Here is a 13,848-nt window from a genome sequence, read left to right as displayed (position 1 = left end):
GCCTAACCGATATGATCCTCCAGGGCTTGGCGCATAGCAGTGCGGGGTGCCGCCACGCCGGTGAACTGCTCGAACTGGCTATACGCCTGGTGCGCCAGCATGACGTGCCCCCCCACGGCGCGGAAGCCATTGGCCGCCGCCTGGGTGCACAGGGGCGTGGGCCAGGGATCGTAGATGACGTCCAGGACGCGCCCGTGCGCAAGATCCCTCACGTGGGGTTCTATCGCCTCACTGGGCACGGTGGAGACGATCACGTCCGCCGCGCGCGCCAATCCCGCCACGTCACCATCGTAATCGTGGCCGATCAGCTCGCAGGCGGTCCCGGCCACCAGCGGACGCAGCTGGGCCAGGCGATCACTGCGGTTGAGCACGTCCACCCGAACCGCCCCCATGCGGGCCAAGGCATACAGGGCGGGGCGGGCCGTCCCCCCCGAGCCCACCAGGAGCGCGCGCCGCGGCGCGCTCACTCCCAACTCGCCCAAGGCCCCGAGGATGCCCTCCACGTCCGTGTTATCCGCCCGCCATCCCCCGGGAACGCGCACCAGGGTATTGGCCGCCCCAAGGGTACGCGCACGCTCGGTGGATTCGGTCGCGTACTCCAGGGCCGCAAACTTGCCCGGCATGGTCACGGAAAAACCAACGTATTCCGGTCCTGCCCGGCCGACCAGCGCGGGTACATCCTCCGCCCGGCACTCCCTGCGGAGGTACTCCCAGCCGACTAATCCGGCGGCGGCATAGCCAGCCTGGTGCAGCACCGGGGACAGGGAATGGTCGATGGGGCTGCCGAGCACCGCCGCGCGCCGGGGAGTGCTCATCGGTTGCTATCGAGGATTCCGCTGCCCATCGCGTCCTCCACGGAGCGCTGGTGAGAATCGAAGTCGTCGTTGAACACGGTAGTTCCCTGCCGATCCACGGTGACGAAGAAGAGCCAGTTGCCTTCGGCGGGATTCTCCATCGCCTCGATGGCGTCGTCGGAGGGCGCGGCGATGGGGGTATCCGGCAGTCCCTCCTTGGCGTAGGTGTTCCACGGGGTAACGCGGGCGCGATCGGCGTCCGTGGTGGCCACCTCCTGCTCCGAGAGTCCGTAGTTGACTGTGGAGTCGAACTCCAGGCGCATGGGCTCGTGCAGGCGGTTGAGGATCACGCGAGCCACCTTGTCGAAGTCCCCGGCCGGGGCCTCGCGCTCCACGAGGGAGGCGGCGGTGAGCAGCTCGTAGGGGGTCAGACCCGCGGCCTGAGCGCGTTGCTCAATGCCGGTGGAGTTGTAGTAGTCCGCGGAGCGCGTGATGAGGTCCTTGAGGATGGCCTTGGCGTCCATGCCCGGGTCGATCACATACTGGCCAGGGCGGATCAGGGCCTCAATGCGGCGGGGGTCGTCGCCGCGGGCCAGCACCGGAGCCACCGCCCAGTCCGGCACGCCCAGTTCCTGCGGGGCGGTACGGGCCGCGACCTGATGGAGCTGCTCGGCAGTCACGCAATTGCCGTGCCCGGCCTCCGCGCAGGAGACCTCGGAGATCATGGTGTAAATGCCCTTGCGGGTATCCCCGGCCACCACGGTGACGTCCATGAGGGTCGCCCCTCCCTGCACGTCCAGCAGCTCTACCTTGTTCGCCGGGTTGAGCAGGGCCGCGACGGCCGCCGAAGCGCTCATCTCCTCCTGGAGGCGATAGAAGCCCGGCTGAATGTTACCGGCGTTGGGGTTGCTAAAGGCCGCGCTCTGATACGCCGCATCTGTCTTGACGATGCCGCGCTCCTCCAACTCCTCGCCCAACTCGGAGACCGAGGAGCCCTCGGGCACCTGCACCAGCTGCACCACGCCGTTGCCCTCGCCCTCATAATCTTTACCGCCGATGGCCCCCACCACGTTCAACGCAATCCACACCAGCGCGCCGACGATGAGGATGATGGCGGCCACGAGCACCGCCGCGCCGCGCTGGCGGCGTTTGACGTATTTGGGGTCCATCCGACGCCCCTTGGGCGAACGGCGCGGTTTCTTGGTCATGAAGACTTCTCCTCGTCGTTGGCAATGGCATGAGCGCGACCGTCGAGCCAGGTTTGCAGAATCTCCACCGCTGCGGCCTGGTCGATGAATGCTCGGCCTTTCTTTGCGCTCACCCCCGAGGCCTGGAGGGCCTGGGTAGCGGCGACGGTAGTCAGGCGCTCGTCGGCCAGGCGCACGGGCACCCGGCGGCCGCCCCTGCGCAACCGTCGTTGAATGCGGAAGGCAATATCCTTGGCGTGCCTCACGCTCTTCGACCCATTCCCCTTAAGGTCCCTGGGCAATCCCACGATGACCTCCACGGCGTCGTAGGATTCGATGATCTCCACGAGGCGATCAATATCGCCGCGGTCGCGGTCACCCAGGCCCGTCTCGCGGGGCACGGTTTCCACCGGGGTGGCAAGCATAGCGGCACGATCGCTCACGGCGACGCCGATACGGACCGTCCCCACGTCGATGCCCACGCGCCTGCCGACGCCGGGATCATCGGGGCCGGGAGTGTCCACTCTGACCGCCATGAAAGACCACGTACCTCCTGAAATGATGTCGAAAAATGGCCGCACAATACGCACCGCGCGAGCCGTGCTGATGATCCGGCGCACCAAGATCACACATAGTGTAACGAAATGGTCACGGAACGCCTAATGCCCGTGACCTTTTCGCAATATACTTATACGATAATTTCCTCCGCAATGCGAGCAATGAGAGACATCTTACAGCTTCTCAAGCTCCCGATGCACCGCCTCGAAGGCCGCCACCAGGCCCTCCTCCGTGGTCCCGGATCCCTGAGCCATGTCCGCCTTGCCGCCGCCGCGACCGGACACGTACTGGCCCAACAACTTGACCAGGTCGCCGGAGTGCACGCCGCGCGCCACCGCGGATTTCGTGGCCGCCACGATAAACGGCACGGCGCCCTTCTCCTCGTGATCGGAGGCGAAGACCACCACCGCCTCCTCGCCACCGAGGCGCTGACGGGCCTCCGTGGCCACCACCCGCAGGTCAGCGGCGGAAGTGTTCTTCGGCAGGCGCGCGGTCACCACACGGAATCCGTTGATGGTCACGGCCGCGGCCGCAAACTCCGCGGACTGCGCCGCCAGCTGCGCTCGGCGCAACCGCTCGACGGTCTTTTCCGCCTCCTTCAGCTTGGCCGTCAGCTGCGCGATGCGCTCGGGAAGATCCTCGCTGGGAGCCTTCAGCATAGTGGCAAGCCCGGTGGCCAGCGCCGTCTCCTTGGACATGTAGGCAAAGGCATCCAGGCCGGAGTAGGCCTCGATGCGCCGCGCGCCGGAACCCACAGAGGACTCCCCCAGCACGGAGATGGGACCGATCTGGGAGGAATGCGCCACGTGGGTGCCGCCGCACAGCTCCATGGAGAACGGGCCGCCGATCTCCACCACGCGCACCACCTCCCCGTAATTTTCCCCAAAGAGCGCCATCGCACCCATCTTCTTCGCCTGCGCCAGGGAGGTCTCGGTGGTGTTGACCTGCCAGTCTGCGTCCACGGCCTGGTTGGCCACGCGCTCAATCTCGCGCAGCTGTTCCGGGCTCAGCTGATCGGTGTAGTTAAAGTCAAAGCGCAGGTATCCGGGCCGGTTCAACGAGCCGGCCTGCACCGCCGTGGGGCCGAGCACCTGACGCAGCGCTCCGTGAATAAGGTGGGTGGCCGAGTGCGCTTGACGCGCGCCGTGGCGCCAGGCCTCATCCACCTCCGTGGTCACGGCGCTGCCCACGTCGAGCCCGCCCGAGGTCACGGTGGCCCTGTGCACCCAGAGCTTCTTGCCGATCTTCTGCACGTCGTGCACCTCTAAGAGGGCATCGCCGGCAACGATCCGGCCGCGATCACCCAGCTGGCCGCCGGCCTCGGCATACATGGGCGTGGAGTCCAGGATCACCTCCACGTCCTGCCCCTGATGGGCCTCGCCCACCAGGGCGCCATCGTGCAGCAGGCCCAGTACCGTGCCGGGGGCCTCCAGGGCGGTATACCCCACGAACTCCGTGGGGTGATGATCCACGAACTCCCGGTACATGGACAGATCCGCGTGACCGTGCTTTTTCGCCCGGCTATCGGCCTTGGCCCGGGACTTCTGTTGCGCCATCGCGGCCTCAAAGCCCGCCATGTCTACGTCCAGGCCGGCCTCGGTGGCTATCTCCAGGGTGAGGTCGATGGGGAAGCCATAGGTATCGTGCAGCACGAAGGCCTGCTCGCCGGTCATGGTGCTTTTCTCGGCGCCCTTGAGCTGCGCCACCGTCTGCTCGAAGAGATGGGTACCAGATTCCAAGGTCTTGAGGAAGGCCGCCTCCTCCGCCACGGCCACCTTCAGGATCCGCTCTCGGTTCTCCGCGATCTCCGGGTAGGAAGGGGTCATGGTATCCATGATCGTGTTCATGAAGGTGGCCATCGTGGTGCCCGTGGCCCCCAATAGCCGAGCCGAGCGCACGATGCGACGCAGCAGGCGGCGCAGGATATAGCCGCGTCCCTCGTTGGCGGGGGTCACCCCATCCAGGATGATCATCATGGCGGTGCGCGAGTGATCTGCGATCACCCGGAAACGCACGTCCTGGGCGCGGTCGCTATCGGGATCTTCGTAGGAGGTGCCGGTGATCTTCTCCGCCGCCTCGATCACCGGGCGCAGCAGGTCCGTCTCATACACGTTATCCACGCCCTGCAGGATGCAGGCCACTCGCTCCACACCCAGGCCGGTATCGATGTTCTTCTTGGGCAGGGGGCCCAGGATCTCGAAGTCGCCCTTGCCGGTTCCCTCCCCGCGTTCGTTTTCCATGAACACGAGGTTCCAGATCTCCATGTAGCGGTTATCGTCCGCGATGGGCCCGCCCTCTTTGCCATGTTCGGGGCCACGATCATAGTAAATCTCCGAGGACGGGCCGCAGGGACCGGGCACGCCCATGGACCAGTAGTTGTCCTCCATGCCCAGGCGCTGGATCCGTTCCCTCGGCACGCCCATCTTCTCGTGCCAGATATCGGCGGCCTCGTCGTCATCCAGGTACACGGTCACCCACAGGCGCTCCGGGTCCAAGCCGTAGCCGCCGTCGGCCACGGAACCCGTCAGCAGGGTCCAGGCATGGGTGATCGCGCCTTCCTTGAAGTACTGGCCGAAGGAGAAATTGCCCGCCATCTGGAAAAACGTGTTGTGACGGGTGGTGATGCCCACCTCGTCGATGTCGAGGGTGCGCACGCACTTTTGGATGGAGGTGGCCTTACCCTGGTCAAAGGGCGGGGTCTGCTGGCCCAGGAAGTAGGGCTTGAACGGCACCATGCCGGCGTTGACGAACAACAGGTTCGGATCATCCAGGATCAACGAGGCACTGGGCACCTCGGTGTGACCTGCGGCCACGAAGTGCTGGGTAAACCTCTCCCGGATCTCATGAGTCTGCACGAGCGTCTCTTCCTTATAACTTATGTCGGCCATTGCTACGGGTGGTTACTTTACCCCAGAGCAGACGCGGCCACGCCCCCTACCGCCGTTTGGTTCCGCGCACCATCCGCCGCAACCGCCCCAGGTAATCGCTGATGCGCTTTTCCGCGCCGTGCTCGGTGGGACGATAATACACCGCGTCCTCCAGTTCCTCCGGGAGGTAACGCTGCTCGACCACCCCGCGCGGATCGTCGTGCGGGTACCGGTAGCCCACCGCATGACCGAGCCTGGTGGCCCCGGCGTAGTGGCCGTCGCGCAGGTGCGGGGGAACGTGCCCGATCCTGCCGGCGCGAACATCGGCCTGGGCGGCGTCGATGGCCCGCACCACGGCGTTGGACTTGGGGGCGGTGGCCAGGTGAATGGTGGCCTGGGCCAGCACGATGCGCCCCTCCGGCAATCCGATCTTCGCCACCGCCTCGGCCGCCGCCACCGCGGTGGGCAGCGCGGTGGGATCGGCCAGCCCGATGTCCTCGCTGGCATGGATCATCAGCCTGCGGGCGATGAAGCGCGGATCCTCCCCCGCCTCGATCATGCGAGCCAGGTAATGCAGGGCGGCATCGACGTCGGAACCACGAATAGACTTGATGAAGGCGCTGACCACGTCGTAATGCTGATCGCCATCACGGTCATAGCGCACCACCGCCCTGTTCACGTTCGCCTGCACCGTCTCCGCGGTGAGCTCCCCGCCGTCCGGCACTGCCTCGGCGGCGGCCTCCACGTAGGTCAGCGCCCGGCGAGCGTCTCCCCCTGCCAGGCGCACCAGGTGATCCACGGCCTGCTCCGTCACCGTGATACGCCCGTCTAGCCCCCGGGCATCGGTCACTGCCCGGCGAACGAGCACCCGCAGATCCTCCTCGGTCAGCGGCTGTAGCTGCAACAACAGGGAACGCGAGAGCAGCGGCGCGACCACGGAAAAGGAGGGATTCTCCGTGGTCGCAGCCACCAACAACACCGTGCGGTTTTCCACCGCCGCCAACAAGGCATCCTGCTGCGTCTTAGAAAACCGATGCACCTCATCGATGAACAAGACGGTACGGCGTCCGCGCGCGAGATCTCGGCGGGCCTGAACGATCACCTCGCGCACCTGCTTGACTCCCGCGCTCAGGGCGGACAAGCCCACGAAGTGCTGGCCGGTGGCCGCGCTGATGAGGGAAGCCACCGTGGTCTTGCCCGTGCCCGGCGGGCCGTACAGGATCACCGAGGCCTCCCCGGAACCCTGAATCAGCCGGTGCAACGGGGTGCCCGGCCCCAGCACGTGTCGTTGGCCCACCATCTCCTCCAGGCTGCGCGGGCGCATGCGCGCGGCCAGGGGCGCCGAGGGCGATACCTCGAAGTAGTCCGCGGCACCGCGCGCGGCCTCCGGTTCCTCCGGGCCGAAGAGAGATTCCTGCACCACCGGTGCTACGCCCCCGAGGCCATGGCGGTTTCCCGCCCATTGCCCTCCACCAGCCGGGCCACCACGTCGCGGGCGAAATCGGCCACCGGGCCAGCCTCGCGAGCGGCGTAGCGATGCAGAGCATCGAAGGTTTCGTAGAGATCCCGGCGCATCATCGCCTCGTCCTCGGTCGTCTCGACGCTGTCCGCGGGAAGCAGCAGCCGCTCTACCGGCATCACCTGTTCTTCTTGCAATCCGATGGAAGGATCCCCCTCGGCCTCAGCCACGGCGTGCACGAGGTTGTGCGAGGTGCCCAGGTGCATGGCCGTGACCTCGCCCAAGGCCAGGCCCACCAGCGCCGTGACCAGCCGGGAACGCAGCGCGTTCTCGTCGCGTACCTCCGGCCACAGGCCCGATACCTCCCGCGCCCAGGCATCGATGAAGGCATCGGCCTCGTCGTCGCCGATGGTGCGGGCAAACAGGTATTGCGGGAAACCCGCCACCACGCTGGCCAGATCGAAGGCGGTATCGCGAAAATCCGCCCACTCGTAGTCCAGGAAGTGCGTGCGCTCGGCCACGATGATGTTATCGGGGGACAGATCGAAGGGGGTAAAGGCGCGCTGCCCACCGCGCAGGCGGCGAATCGCCTCGCGGGCCACCCGCTCCACGGAATCCGGAACGGCGATCCCGGCCTGACGCACCAGGTCAAGGCCCCGGCGAATGGCGTATTCCTGGGAAGCCACCCGGTAACGGTTGATCCGGGCCGCCTGCGGGTGAGCGCGCGCCATGCGCGAGCGCAGGGAAAGAAAATCCTGCTCCCGCTGGGCGGTGGCGGCGTGCATGAGGCCCAAGGCCTGGCCGAGGTTGCGCAGGATGTTGATCCGGCGTTCCTCATCCCCGCTGGTCAAGAGATCGGCAAAGGTGTCTCCGTTGCCGGAATCCGTGATCACGATGATGCGCTCGGCGATGTCGTAGGCCAACAGCACGGGACCGGGACGCGCCTCCTCGCTCAGCGAGGTGGTGAATTGGTAGGCCACCACCTCACGCACCAGGGCGGCATCGTCGAGGGCATCGTCGGTGACGGGAATGTACTTCACCACCGCCGAGCGTTCCTGGAGAAACGGGTTGGGGCTCAGCTTGACCCGGTGGACCACGGCATTGCCGCCGCCGGTGAGCAGCTCCGCGCCCGTGCAGCGCTGGGTGCCGCCGAAGCGCTTGGAGAGCAGGGCCTCCGCGCGATCCAGAATCTCCCGGTTACTGAGCATCACATCGCCACATCCCTCGTGTTCTCGTCGGATCTAGTTCTGCGCGGTGTCCTTCTTGGCCGCCTTCTTTTCCGGTTTCGCATCGATGCCGGATTCCTTGCGCTGCTGAGTGGTGATGGCCGCCGGGGCATCGGTGAGCGGATCCACGCCGCCGCCGGACTTGGGGAAGGCGATGACATCGCGGATGGAATCGAAGCCACCGAGCAGGGAGACGATGCGATCCCAGCCGAAGGCGATGCCGCCGTGCGGCGGAGCGCCGAAGGCGAAGGCGTCCAGCAGGAAGCCGAACTTCTCGCGGGCCTCCTCCTCGGAAATTCCCATCACCTTGAACACCCGCTCCTGCACGTCGCGGCGGTGGATGCGAATGGAACCGCCGCCGATCTCGTTGCCGTTGCACACGATGTCGTAGGCGTAGGCGGTAGCCTGCCCGGGGTTGTCATCGAAAGTATCCAGCCATTCCGGCTTGGGGGAGGTAAAGGCGTGATGCACGGCCGTCCACGAGGAATGCCCCAGGGCCACGTCCCCGGAGGCGGTGGCCTCCACCGTCGGCTCGAAGAGCGGGGCGTCCACCACCCAGGTAAAGGCCCAGTCGCCCTCCTTGATCAGGCCCAGTTTCGCAGCGATCTCCCCGCGCGCGGCGCCCAGCAGCGCACGGGAGGATTTGGTATCGCCCGCGGCAAAGAAGATGCAGTCGCCCGGCTGGGCGCCCACGTGCTGCGCGATGCCGGCACGTTCCTGCTCGGTGATGTTCTTAGCCACCGGGCCGGAGAGCTCGCCGTCCTCGCCCACCAGGATGTAGGCCAGGCCCTTGGCCCCACGCTGCTTGGCCCAGTCCTGCCAGGCGTCGAGCTGACGGCGCGGCTGGGAGGCCCCACCGGCCATGACCACCGCGCCCACGTACTCGTTCTGGAACACCCGGAAGGTCGTGTCCCGGAAGAAGTCCGTGCACTCGGTGATCTGGATGTTAAAGCGCAGGTCGGGCTTGTCCGAGCCATATTTTTCCATCGCTTCCGCGTAGGTGATGCGCGGGATCGGGGTGGGGATCTCGTAGCCGATGAGCCGCCACAGCTCCACCAGGATCTCCTCGGCCAGCGCGATGACGTCCTCCTGATCGACGAAGCTCATCTCCACGTCGAGCTGAGTAAACTCCGGTTGGCGATCCGCACGGAAGTCCTCGTCGCGGTAGCAGCGCGCGATCTGATAGTAGCGCTCCATGCCCGCCACCATGAGCAGTTGCTTAAACAGCTGCGGAGACTGCGGCAGGGCGTAGAACGTGCCCGGTTTCAGACGAGCCGGAACGAGGAAATCGCGCGCGCCCTCCGGGGTGGAGCGCGTCAGCGTAGGCGTCTCGATCTCCGTGAAATCGTGGGCGTCGAGCACCGCGCGCGCGGCGCGGTTAGCCCGGGAACGCAGCCGCAGCGCCTCGCCCTGTTCCTTACGGCGCAGGTCCAGGTAGCGGTAGCGCAGGCGAGCTTCCTCCCCCACCTCGCCGCTGGCGGAGGGATCGTCGATTTGGAAGGGCAGGGCGGCGGACTCGTTGAGCACCTCCAGCTCGGCGGCATTGACCTCGATCTCGCCGGAGGGCAGGTGGGGGTTTTCTGAACCCTCGGGGCGGGCCTCGACCACACCGGTGACTTTCACCACATATTCGCTACGCAGATCGTGGGCGCGCGCGGCCACCTCGGAATCGCGGAATACCACCTGGGCCACCCCGGAGCGATCGCGCAGGTCGATGAAGATCACGCCGCCGTGATCGCGCCGCCGGGCTACCCAGCCCGTGAGGGTGATGGTTTGACCGGCATGTTCTTTGCGGAGTTCCCCCGCAAGGTGAGTACGCAGCACGGAGCCTCTGATCCTTCCCCTAGATACTTCTTGCAGAATAAATAGTACAACCGCGTAGTTTACCTCTCCCGGGGTCTCTCGGCTGCGCTACCCCTGCTCGCGCGCCGCCTGTGGCAGCATGGCAGGCATGACTTTCCGCAACGATGCCTCCTATGACGCCGCCCGCGCCTCCTCCTCCGGCGGCGGGCGGGGCGGACTTATCGCCGGCGGCGGCGTGGGCACCCTCGTTCTCGTGGGCCTGTATCTCTTTCTCGGCGGCAACCCCGCCGATCTCCTGGATTCCGGCGCCGGGGTATCCACCGGGCGCAACACCGGATCGTATAGCCTGGATCACTGCCGCGGCACCGCCGAGGATGCCAATGCGCACGACGACTGCCGCATGATCGCCACCGCCCAGACCCTTGACGAGGTATGGGCGGGTCTGCTCCCCGAACAGGCGGGCCTTGATTACACCCAGCCCGCCCTGCATCTTTTCCGGGACACCGTGCGCACCGGCTGCGGCGGCGCAAGCTCGGCCACCGGACCATTCTACTGCCCCACCGATGAGACCGTCTACCTCGACGTTTCCTTCTTCAAACAGCTGGCAGACCTGGGTGGTTCGGCGGGACCGCTAGCACAGATGTACATCGAGGCCCACGAGTTTGGCCACCACATCCAGAACCTGGAGGGCACCCTAGGGTTAAGCGACTACCGCGACCCCGGGGCGGACTCCAACGCCGTGAAGATCGAGTTGCAGGCCGATTGCTACGGCGGGATCTGGGCTCACCACGCCAACGCTTACCACGGCCTCGAGGCCTTTAGCCAGGAGCAGCTCAATCAGGCCATCGAGACCGCCGGGGCCGTGGGCGACGATAATATTCAGCGCCGCTCTGGCTCCGAGGTCAATCCCGAAGGCTTTACCCACGGCAGTTCCCGGGAACGCGAAGAGGCCTTCCTGCGCGGCTACGAGTCCGGGCGGATGGCCTCCTGCGACACCCTGGGGCGCGGCGCGTACCGAAGCTAAATCGGGTCTAGACCTGCAGATCCGGGTGCAGATCCTTGTGCTTGATCACCCGATGGCGCCGCGCGGCCATCGAGGAGATGAACAGCGAGAGCATTCCCACCAGCGTCAGCACCGCCACGGCGATGACGGCCCGGTGGTCGCCGCCCTCCGCGTCCAGGATGGCGTAGCGGAAGAGATTCACGCTGTAGGTCATCGGATCCACCGGGTGCACCCAACCGAAGAACGCGGGCTGCGTTTCCACAGGATAGAGCCCGCCCGAGGACGTCAGTTGCACCGCCATGAGGAGCATGCAGATCACGCGCCCGGCGGTGGCCCCCACCACGGCGTTAATCATCTGGCTCATGGCTACGAAGACCGCCGAGACCCCCCACATGCAGGCCAACATGAAGAGAGTGTGCTCGGACTTCAGGCCGATCAGGAACTCCAGCACCGCCCACACGATCGTGGCCTGGGCCAGGCCCACGATCAGGCCCGGAAGATAGCTGGCCAGAACCGCACGCAGCGGGCCGGTGCCGGAATCCACGGCCCGCAGCTGGAGGGGGCGCAGCACCATCCACATGGCGAAGGAACCCATAAAAAGCGCCAGGCTCATGAAGAACGGAGCCAGGCCCACACCAAACTTGGTCACGTCCTGATCCACCAATTCCCGTTCCACGGGCTGCCCGGCGGCGGTGGCGGCCTCGTCGAGGCGCTGGCCCTGCCAGGTGGGCAGCTGGGCCGCGCCCTGCCCCAGGCGCAGGCTCAGCTGCCCCGCGCCGTCATCGAGGCGACCCAGGCCATTGGCGAGGTCGCCCGCGCCGGAATCGAGGGTGACCAACCCGTCGCGCAGGGCGGTGGCTCCGACGGTAAGTTGCCTGCTGCCCTCCACGAGCTGGCTGGTGCCGTCGGCCAGCGTATTGGCACCCACGAGGAGCTGCGCGGAACCGTCCTTGAGCTGCGCGATACCGGCGGCTAGTTCCTGGGAGGCGCTGGCGGCGCGGTTCATCCCGGATCGGTATTCGGACACGGGGTTGCTCAGTTGGTCGGCGATCTGCCGGGCGCCGTCCTTGAGCTGGAGCAACTGGTTGAACTTCTCCGGGCCCAATCCCGCCTCCCGAATGCTGGCGGCCAGGCCCTCGACCTCGGCGGCTAGGCCGTTGGTGGGGGCGAGGTTGGCCTCGCGCAGCATGGCGGCAGCGTTATCCAGGCGTCCCACCAGGCGCTGCTGCGCCCCGGCCACGGTGCCCAGGGTATCCACCACCTGATCCACGCCTCCGGAGACCTGACCCGCGCCGTCGGCCAGGCGCTCGGTGCCGGCGTTGAGCTGGCCGAGTCCCTCGGCGAGCTGCTGGGAGCCGTCCTTGGCCCGGGTCAGACCGTCGTCGAGCCGCCCCGCGCCCTCCGCGAGCTTGTGCGCCCCGGCGTCGGCCTCGCCCAGTTTCTCGGTCAGGGTGCCCGAGCCATCGGTGAGGCGCTGGGAGCCGTCGGTGAGCTGGCCTGCGCCTTCGGCAAGGCGCTGGGAGCCGTCGAGGGCCGAGGTAGAGCCCTCGGCGAGCTGCTGGGAGCCGTCCACGGCCTGGCCCATCTTTTCCCCGATGGTGTTGAAGCCCACCAGGAGCTGATTACTGATCTGCTTGCCCAGTTCCGCGTCGATAGCCTGGAGCATGATGATGGTGGCTTGGTTACCCACCATGGTGGGGATGAAGCCGTTGTTGTTGTACAGGGCCACGTTGAGCTTGGCGCTGTGAGGCTTCTCTGAGTTCACACTCACGGCGGCCTGGGAAAAGTCCGTGGGCAGCTCCACCGCAAAGTAATAGTCGCCCCGGGTGACGCCCTTTCGGGCCTCCTCCACAGAAACGAGGTGGAAATCCAGCTGATTGGAGTCCACCATCTTCTCCGCCACCTGCTGGCCTGCGTTGATGGTGGTGCCCTCGCGCTGGGCACCCACATCGGAGTTCACCAGGGCCACGGGGAGCTTGTCCATGTTTCCGATCGGATCGTAGTAGGCCCATACGAAGAGCCCGCCAAAGACCAGCGGCAGGCAGGTCACCACGAGGATCGCCAGGCGCGGGAGCACGCCGTGGCCGAAGCGGCGAAGTTCAGAACCGATATGGAAAAGGGACATCAGTTTTCCTCCGAGAGGGTGGGAATCTCGTCCTGGTGGGCCGGAGTGTGCTCGAGGCACCGGTGTGCCGCGGCCCCTGCGGACTCGTACTCGTCCGCGTCCCCCTCCCGATGGGGGGTGCGCAGGTCGATCACCCGGGTGGCGATGCCGGTGTTATCTGGGTTAACCGTGGAGGCGATCACCGGCAGGCTCAGGGAAAGTTCGCGCAGCTCGGTGAGGATCTCATCGCGCAATCGCATATCACGCACCTGGTCGATATCATCCACGATGAGCACCGCGGCATCCGTGCGCGCCACGAGCGCGAGCAGCACGCGCAGGCGGAAGCGGTCGTGCGGGCTGATCTCTCCCACCTTCGCGTCGAGGTCGATGTCCAAGCCCAGGGGCTCAAGCCAGGGGCGCACCAGGTCGTGATCGAGGAGGTTTTTACCCACGTGCCTCCACCACGGGCTGGCCCAGGCGATCTGCTCGCGCAGCACCGCACGCACGGGCACGATGCGATCGAGGGCATCGACCTCCACGGCCCCGGCCAGCGCCACCAGGCGAAACAAGTCGGCGTGGCGCTGCACGGTCTTTCCCCGGTGGTCGAGGGTCACGGAGCCGGCGCTGGGGCGTCGCCGCCCCGCCAGCGTCAGACTCAGCGCCGTGTGGTAGTTCTCGCGTCTGTTGCGCAGCAGGGTCAGCCCCGGCCCCACGGCGAAGCTCCACCCGGGCTCCGGTTGATCCGCCTGCACGCGCACGTCGTTGGCGGCGAGCGTAAAGGAGGAGCGGTGCCGGGCTGCCTTCCCGTCGTTCATGGTGATACCTCTAATTCACGTCAAGTGGAGGA

General features: G+C 66.6%; 10 protein-coding genes. 1 reads left to right on the top strand and 9 read right to left on the bottom strand.

Translation table 11 applies throughout. The features are described 5' to 3' along the window. Nucleotides 1-2: 2 nt before the first annotated feature. The 7 genes from H7347_RS02585 to aspS form a co-directional block, all read right to left on the bottom strand. A complete protein-coding gene (locus tag H7347_RS02585; protein ID WP_152820954.1) occupies nt 3-815 on the bottom strand; it encodes a shikimate dehydrogenase in 813 nt (270 codons plus the stop codon). Further along, nucleotides 812-2,002, bottom strand: coding sequence for an endolytic transglycosylase MltG (mltG, locus tag H7347_RS02580; RefSeq protein WP_227658945.1), 1,191 nt, complete (start codon nt 2,000-2,002; stop codon nt 812-814). The genes H7347_RS02585 and mltG overlap by 4 nt, the downstream gene beginning before the upstream one ends. Beyond that, nucleotides 1,999-2,517 (bottom strand): Holliday junction resolvase RuvX, encoded by a 519-nt coding sequence (ruvX, locus tag H7347_RS02575; RefSeq protein WP_152820952.1) that lies wholly within the window; start codon nt 2,515-2,517, stop codon nt 1,999-2,001. Before ruvX ends, mltG begins: the two co-directional genes overlap by 4 nt. A gap of 195 nt (nt 2,518-2,712) precedes the next feature. Then, on the bottom strand, nt 2,713-5,394 hold the full coding sequence (alaS, locus tag H7347_RS02570) for an alanine--tRNA ligase (protein ID WP_186337137.1): 2,682 nt from the start codon (nt 5,392-5,394) through the stop codon (nt 2,713-2,715). 79 nt (nt 5,395-5,473) lie between these two features. Further along, nucleotides 5,474-6,829 carry a replication-associated recombination protein A gene (locus tag H7347_RS02565; RefSeq protein ID WP_186337136.1) on the bottom strand — a complete coding sequence of 452 codons (1,356 nt, stop codon included), beginning with the start codon at nt 6,827-6,829 and terminating at the stop codon, nt 5,474-5,476. Nucleotides 6,830-6,834: 5 nt separating this feature from the next. Beyond that, nucleotides 6,835-8,073, bottom strand: coding sequence for a phosphotransferase (locus tag H7347_RS02560; RefSeq protein ID WP_152821322.1), 1,239 nt, complete (start codon nt 8,071-8,073; stop codon nt 6,835-6,837). A 33-nt stretch (nt 8,074-8,106) separates the two neighbouring features. Then, nucleotides 8,107-9,915, bottom strand: a complete 1,809-nt coding sequence (gene aspS, locus H7347_RS02555; protein ID WP_186337134.1) for an aspartate--tRNA ligase — start codon at nt 9,913-9,915, stop codon at nt 8,107-8,109. Between the two features lie 127 nt (nt 9,916-10,042). Here aspS and H7347_RS02550 point away from each other — a divergent pair, with 127 nt between their 5' ends. Continuing rightward, nucleotides 10,043-10,918 (top strand): neutral zinc metallopeptidase, encoded by an 876-nt coding sequence (locus H7347_RS02550; protein ID WP_152820946.1) that lies wholly within the window; start codon nt 10,043-10,045, stop codon nt 10,916-10,918. Between the two features lie 7 nt (nt 10,919-10,925). On the opposite strand, the gene H7347_RS02545 is transcribed toward H7347_RS02550, so the two are convergent. Both H7347_RS02545 and H7347_RS02540 read right to left on the bottom strand, forming a co-directional pair. Continuing rightward, nucleotides 10,926-13,022 carry a YhgE/Pip domain-containing protein gene (locus H7347_RS02545; protein ID WP_152820944.1) on the bottom strand — a complete coding sequence of 699 codons (2,097 nt, stop codon included), beginning with the start codon at nt 13,020-13,022 and terminating at the stop codon, nt 10,926-10,928. Next, nucleotides 13,022-13,816, bottom strand: coding sequence for a hypothetical protein (locus H7347_RS02540; protein ID WP_186337133.1), 795 nt, complete (start codon nt 13,814-13,816; stop codon nt 13,022-13,024). The genes H7347_RS02545 and H7347_RS02540 overlap by 1 nt, the downstream gene beginning before the upstream one ends. Between the last annotated feature and the right edge of the window lie 32 nt (nt 13,817-13,848).

It is taken from the genome of Corynebacterium sp. zg-331, from assembly GCF_014267345.1.
Classification (GTDB): domain Bacteria; phylum Actinomycetota; class Actinomycetes; order Mycobacteriales; family Mycobacteriaceae; genus Corynebacterium.
Note: the sequence above shows the minus strand (reverse complement) of the source record. Positions and strands in the feature narration are given on the sequence as shown.

What these genes read in the sequence shown, in the direction of transcription:
- H7347_RS02585 (WP_152820954.1), bottom strand. Translation starts at nt 815, where the DNA reads ATGAGCACTCCCCGGCGCGCGGCGGTGCTCGGCAGCCCCATCGACCAT.
- H7347_RS02560 (WP_152821322.1), bottom strand. Translation starts at nt 8,073, where the DNA reads ATGCTCAGTAACCGGGAGATTCTGGATCGCGCGGAGGCCCTGCTCTCC.
- H7347_RS02550 (WP_152820946.1), top strand. Translation starts at nt 10,043, where the DNA reads ATGACTTTCCGCAACGATGCCTCCTATGACGCCGCCCGCGCCTCCTCC.
- H7347_RS02545 (WP_152820944.1), bottom strand. Translation starts at nt 13,022, where the DNA reads ATGTCCCTTTTCCATATCGGTTCTGAACTTCGCCGCTTCGGCCACGGC.
- H7347_RS02540 (WP_186337133.1), bottom strand. Translation starts at nt 13,816, where the DNA reads ATGAACGACGGGAAGGCAGCCCGGCACCGCTCCTCCTTTACGCTCGCC.
- ruvX (WP_152820952.1), bottom strand. Translation starts at nt 2,517, where the DNA reads ATGGCGGTCAGAGTGGACACTCCCGGCCCCGATGATCCCGGCGTCGGC.
- mltG (WP_227658945.1), bottom strand. Translation starts at nt 2,002, where the DNA reads ATGACCAAGAAACCGCGCCGTTCGCCCAAGGGGCGTCGGATGGACCCC.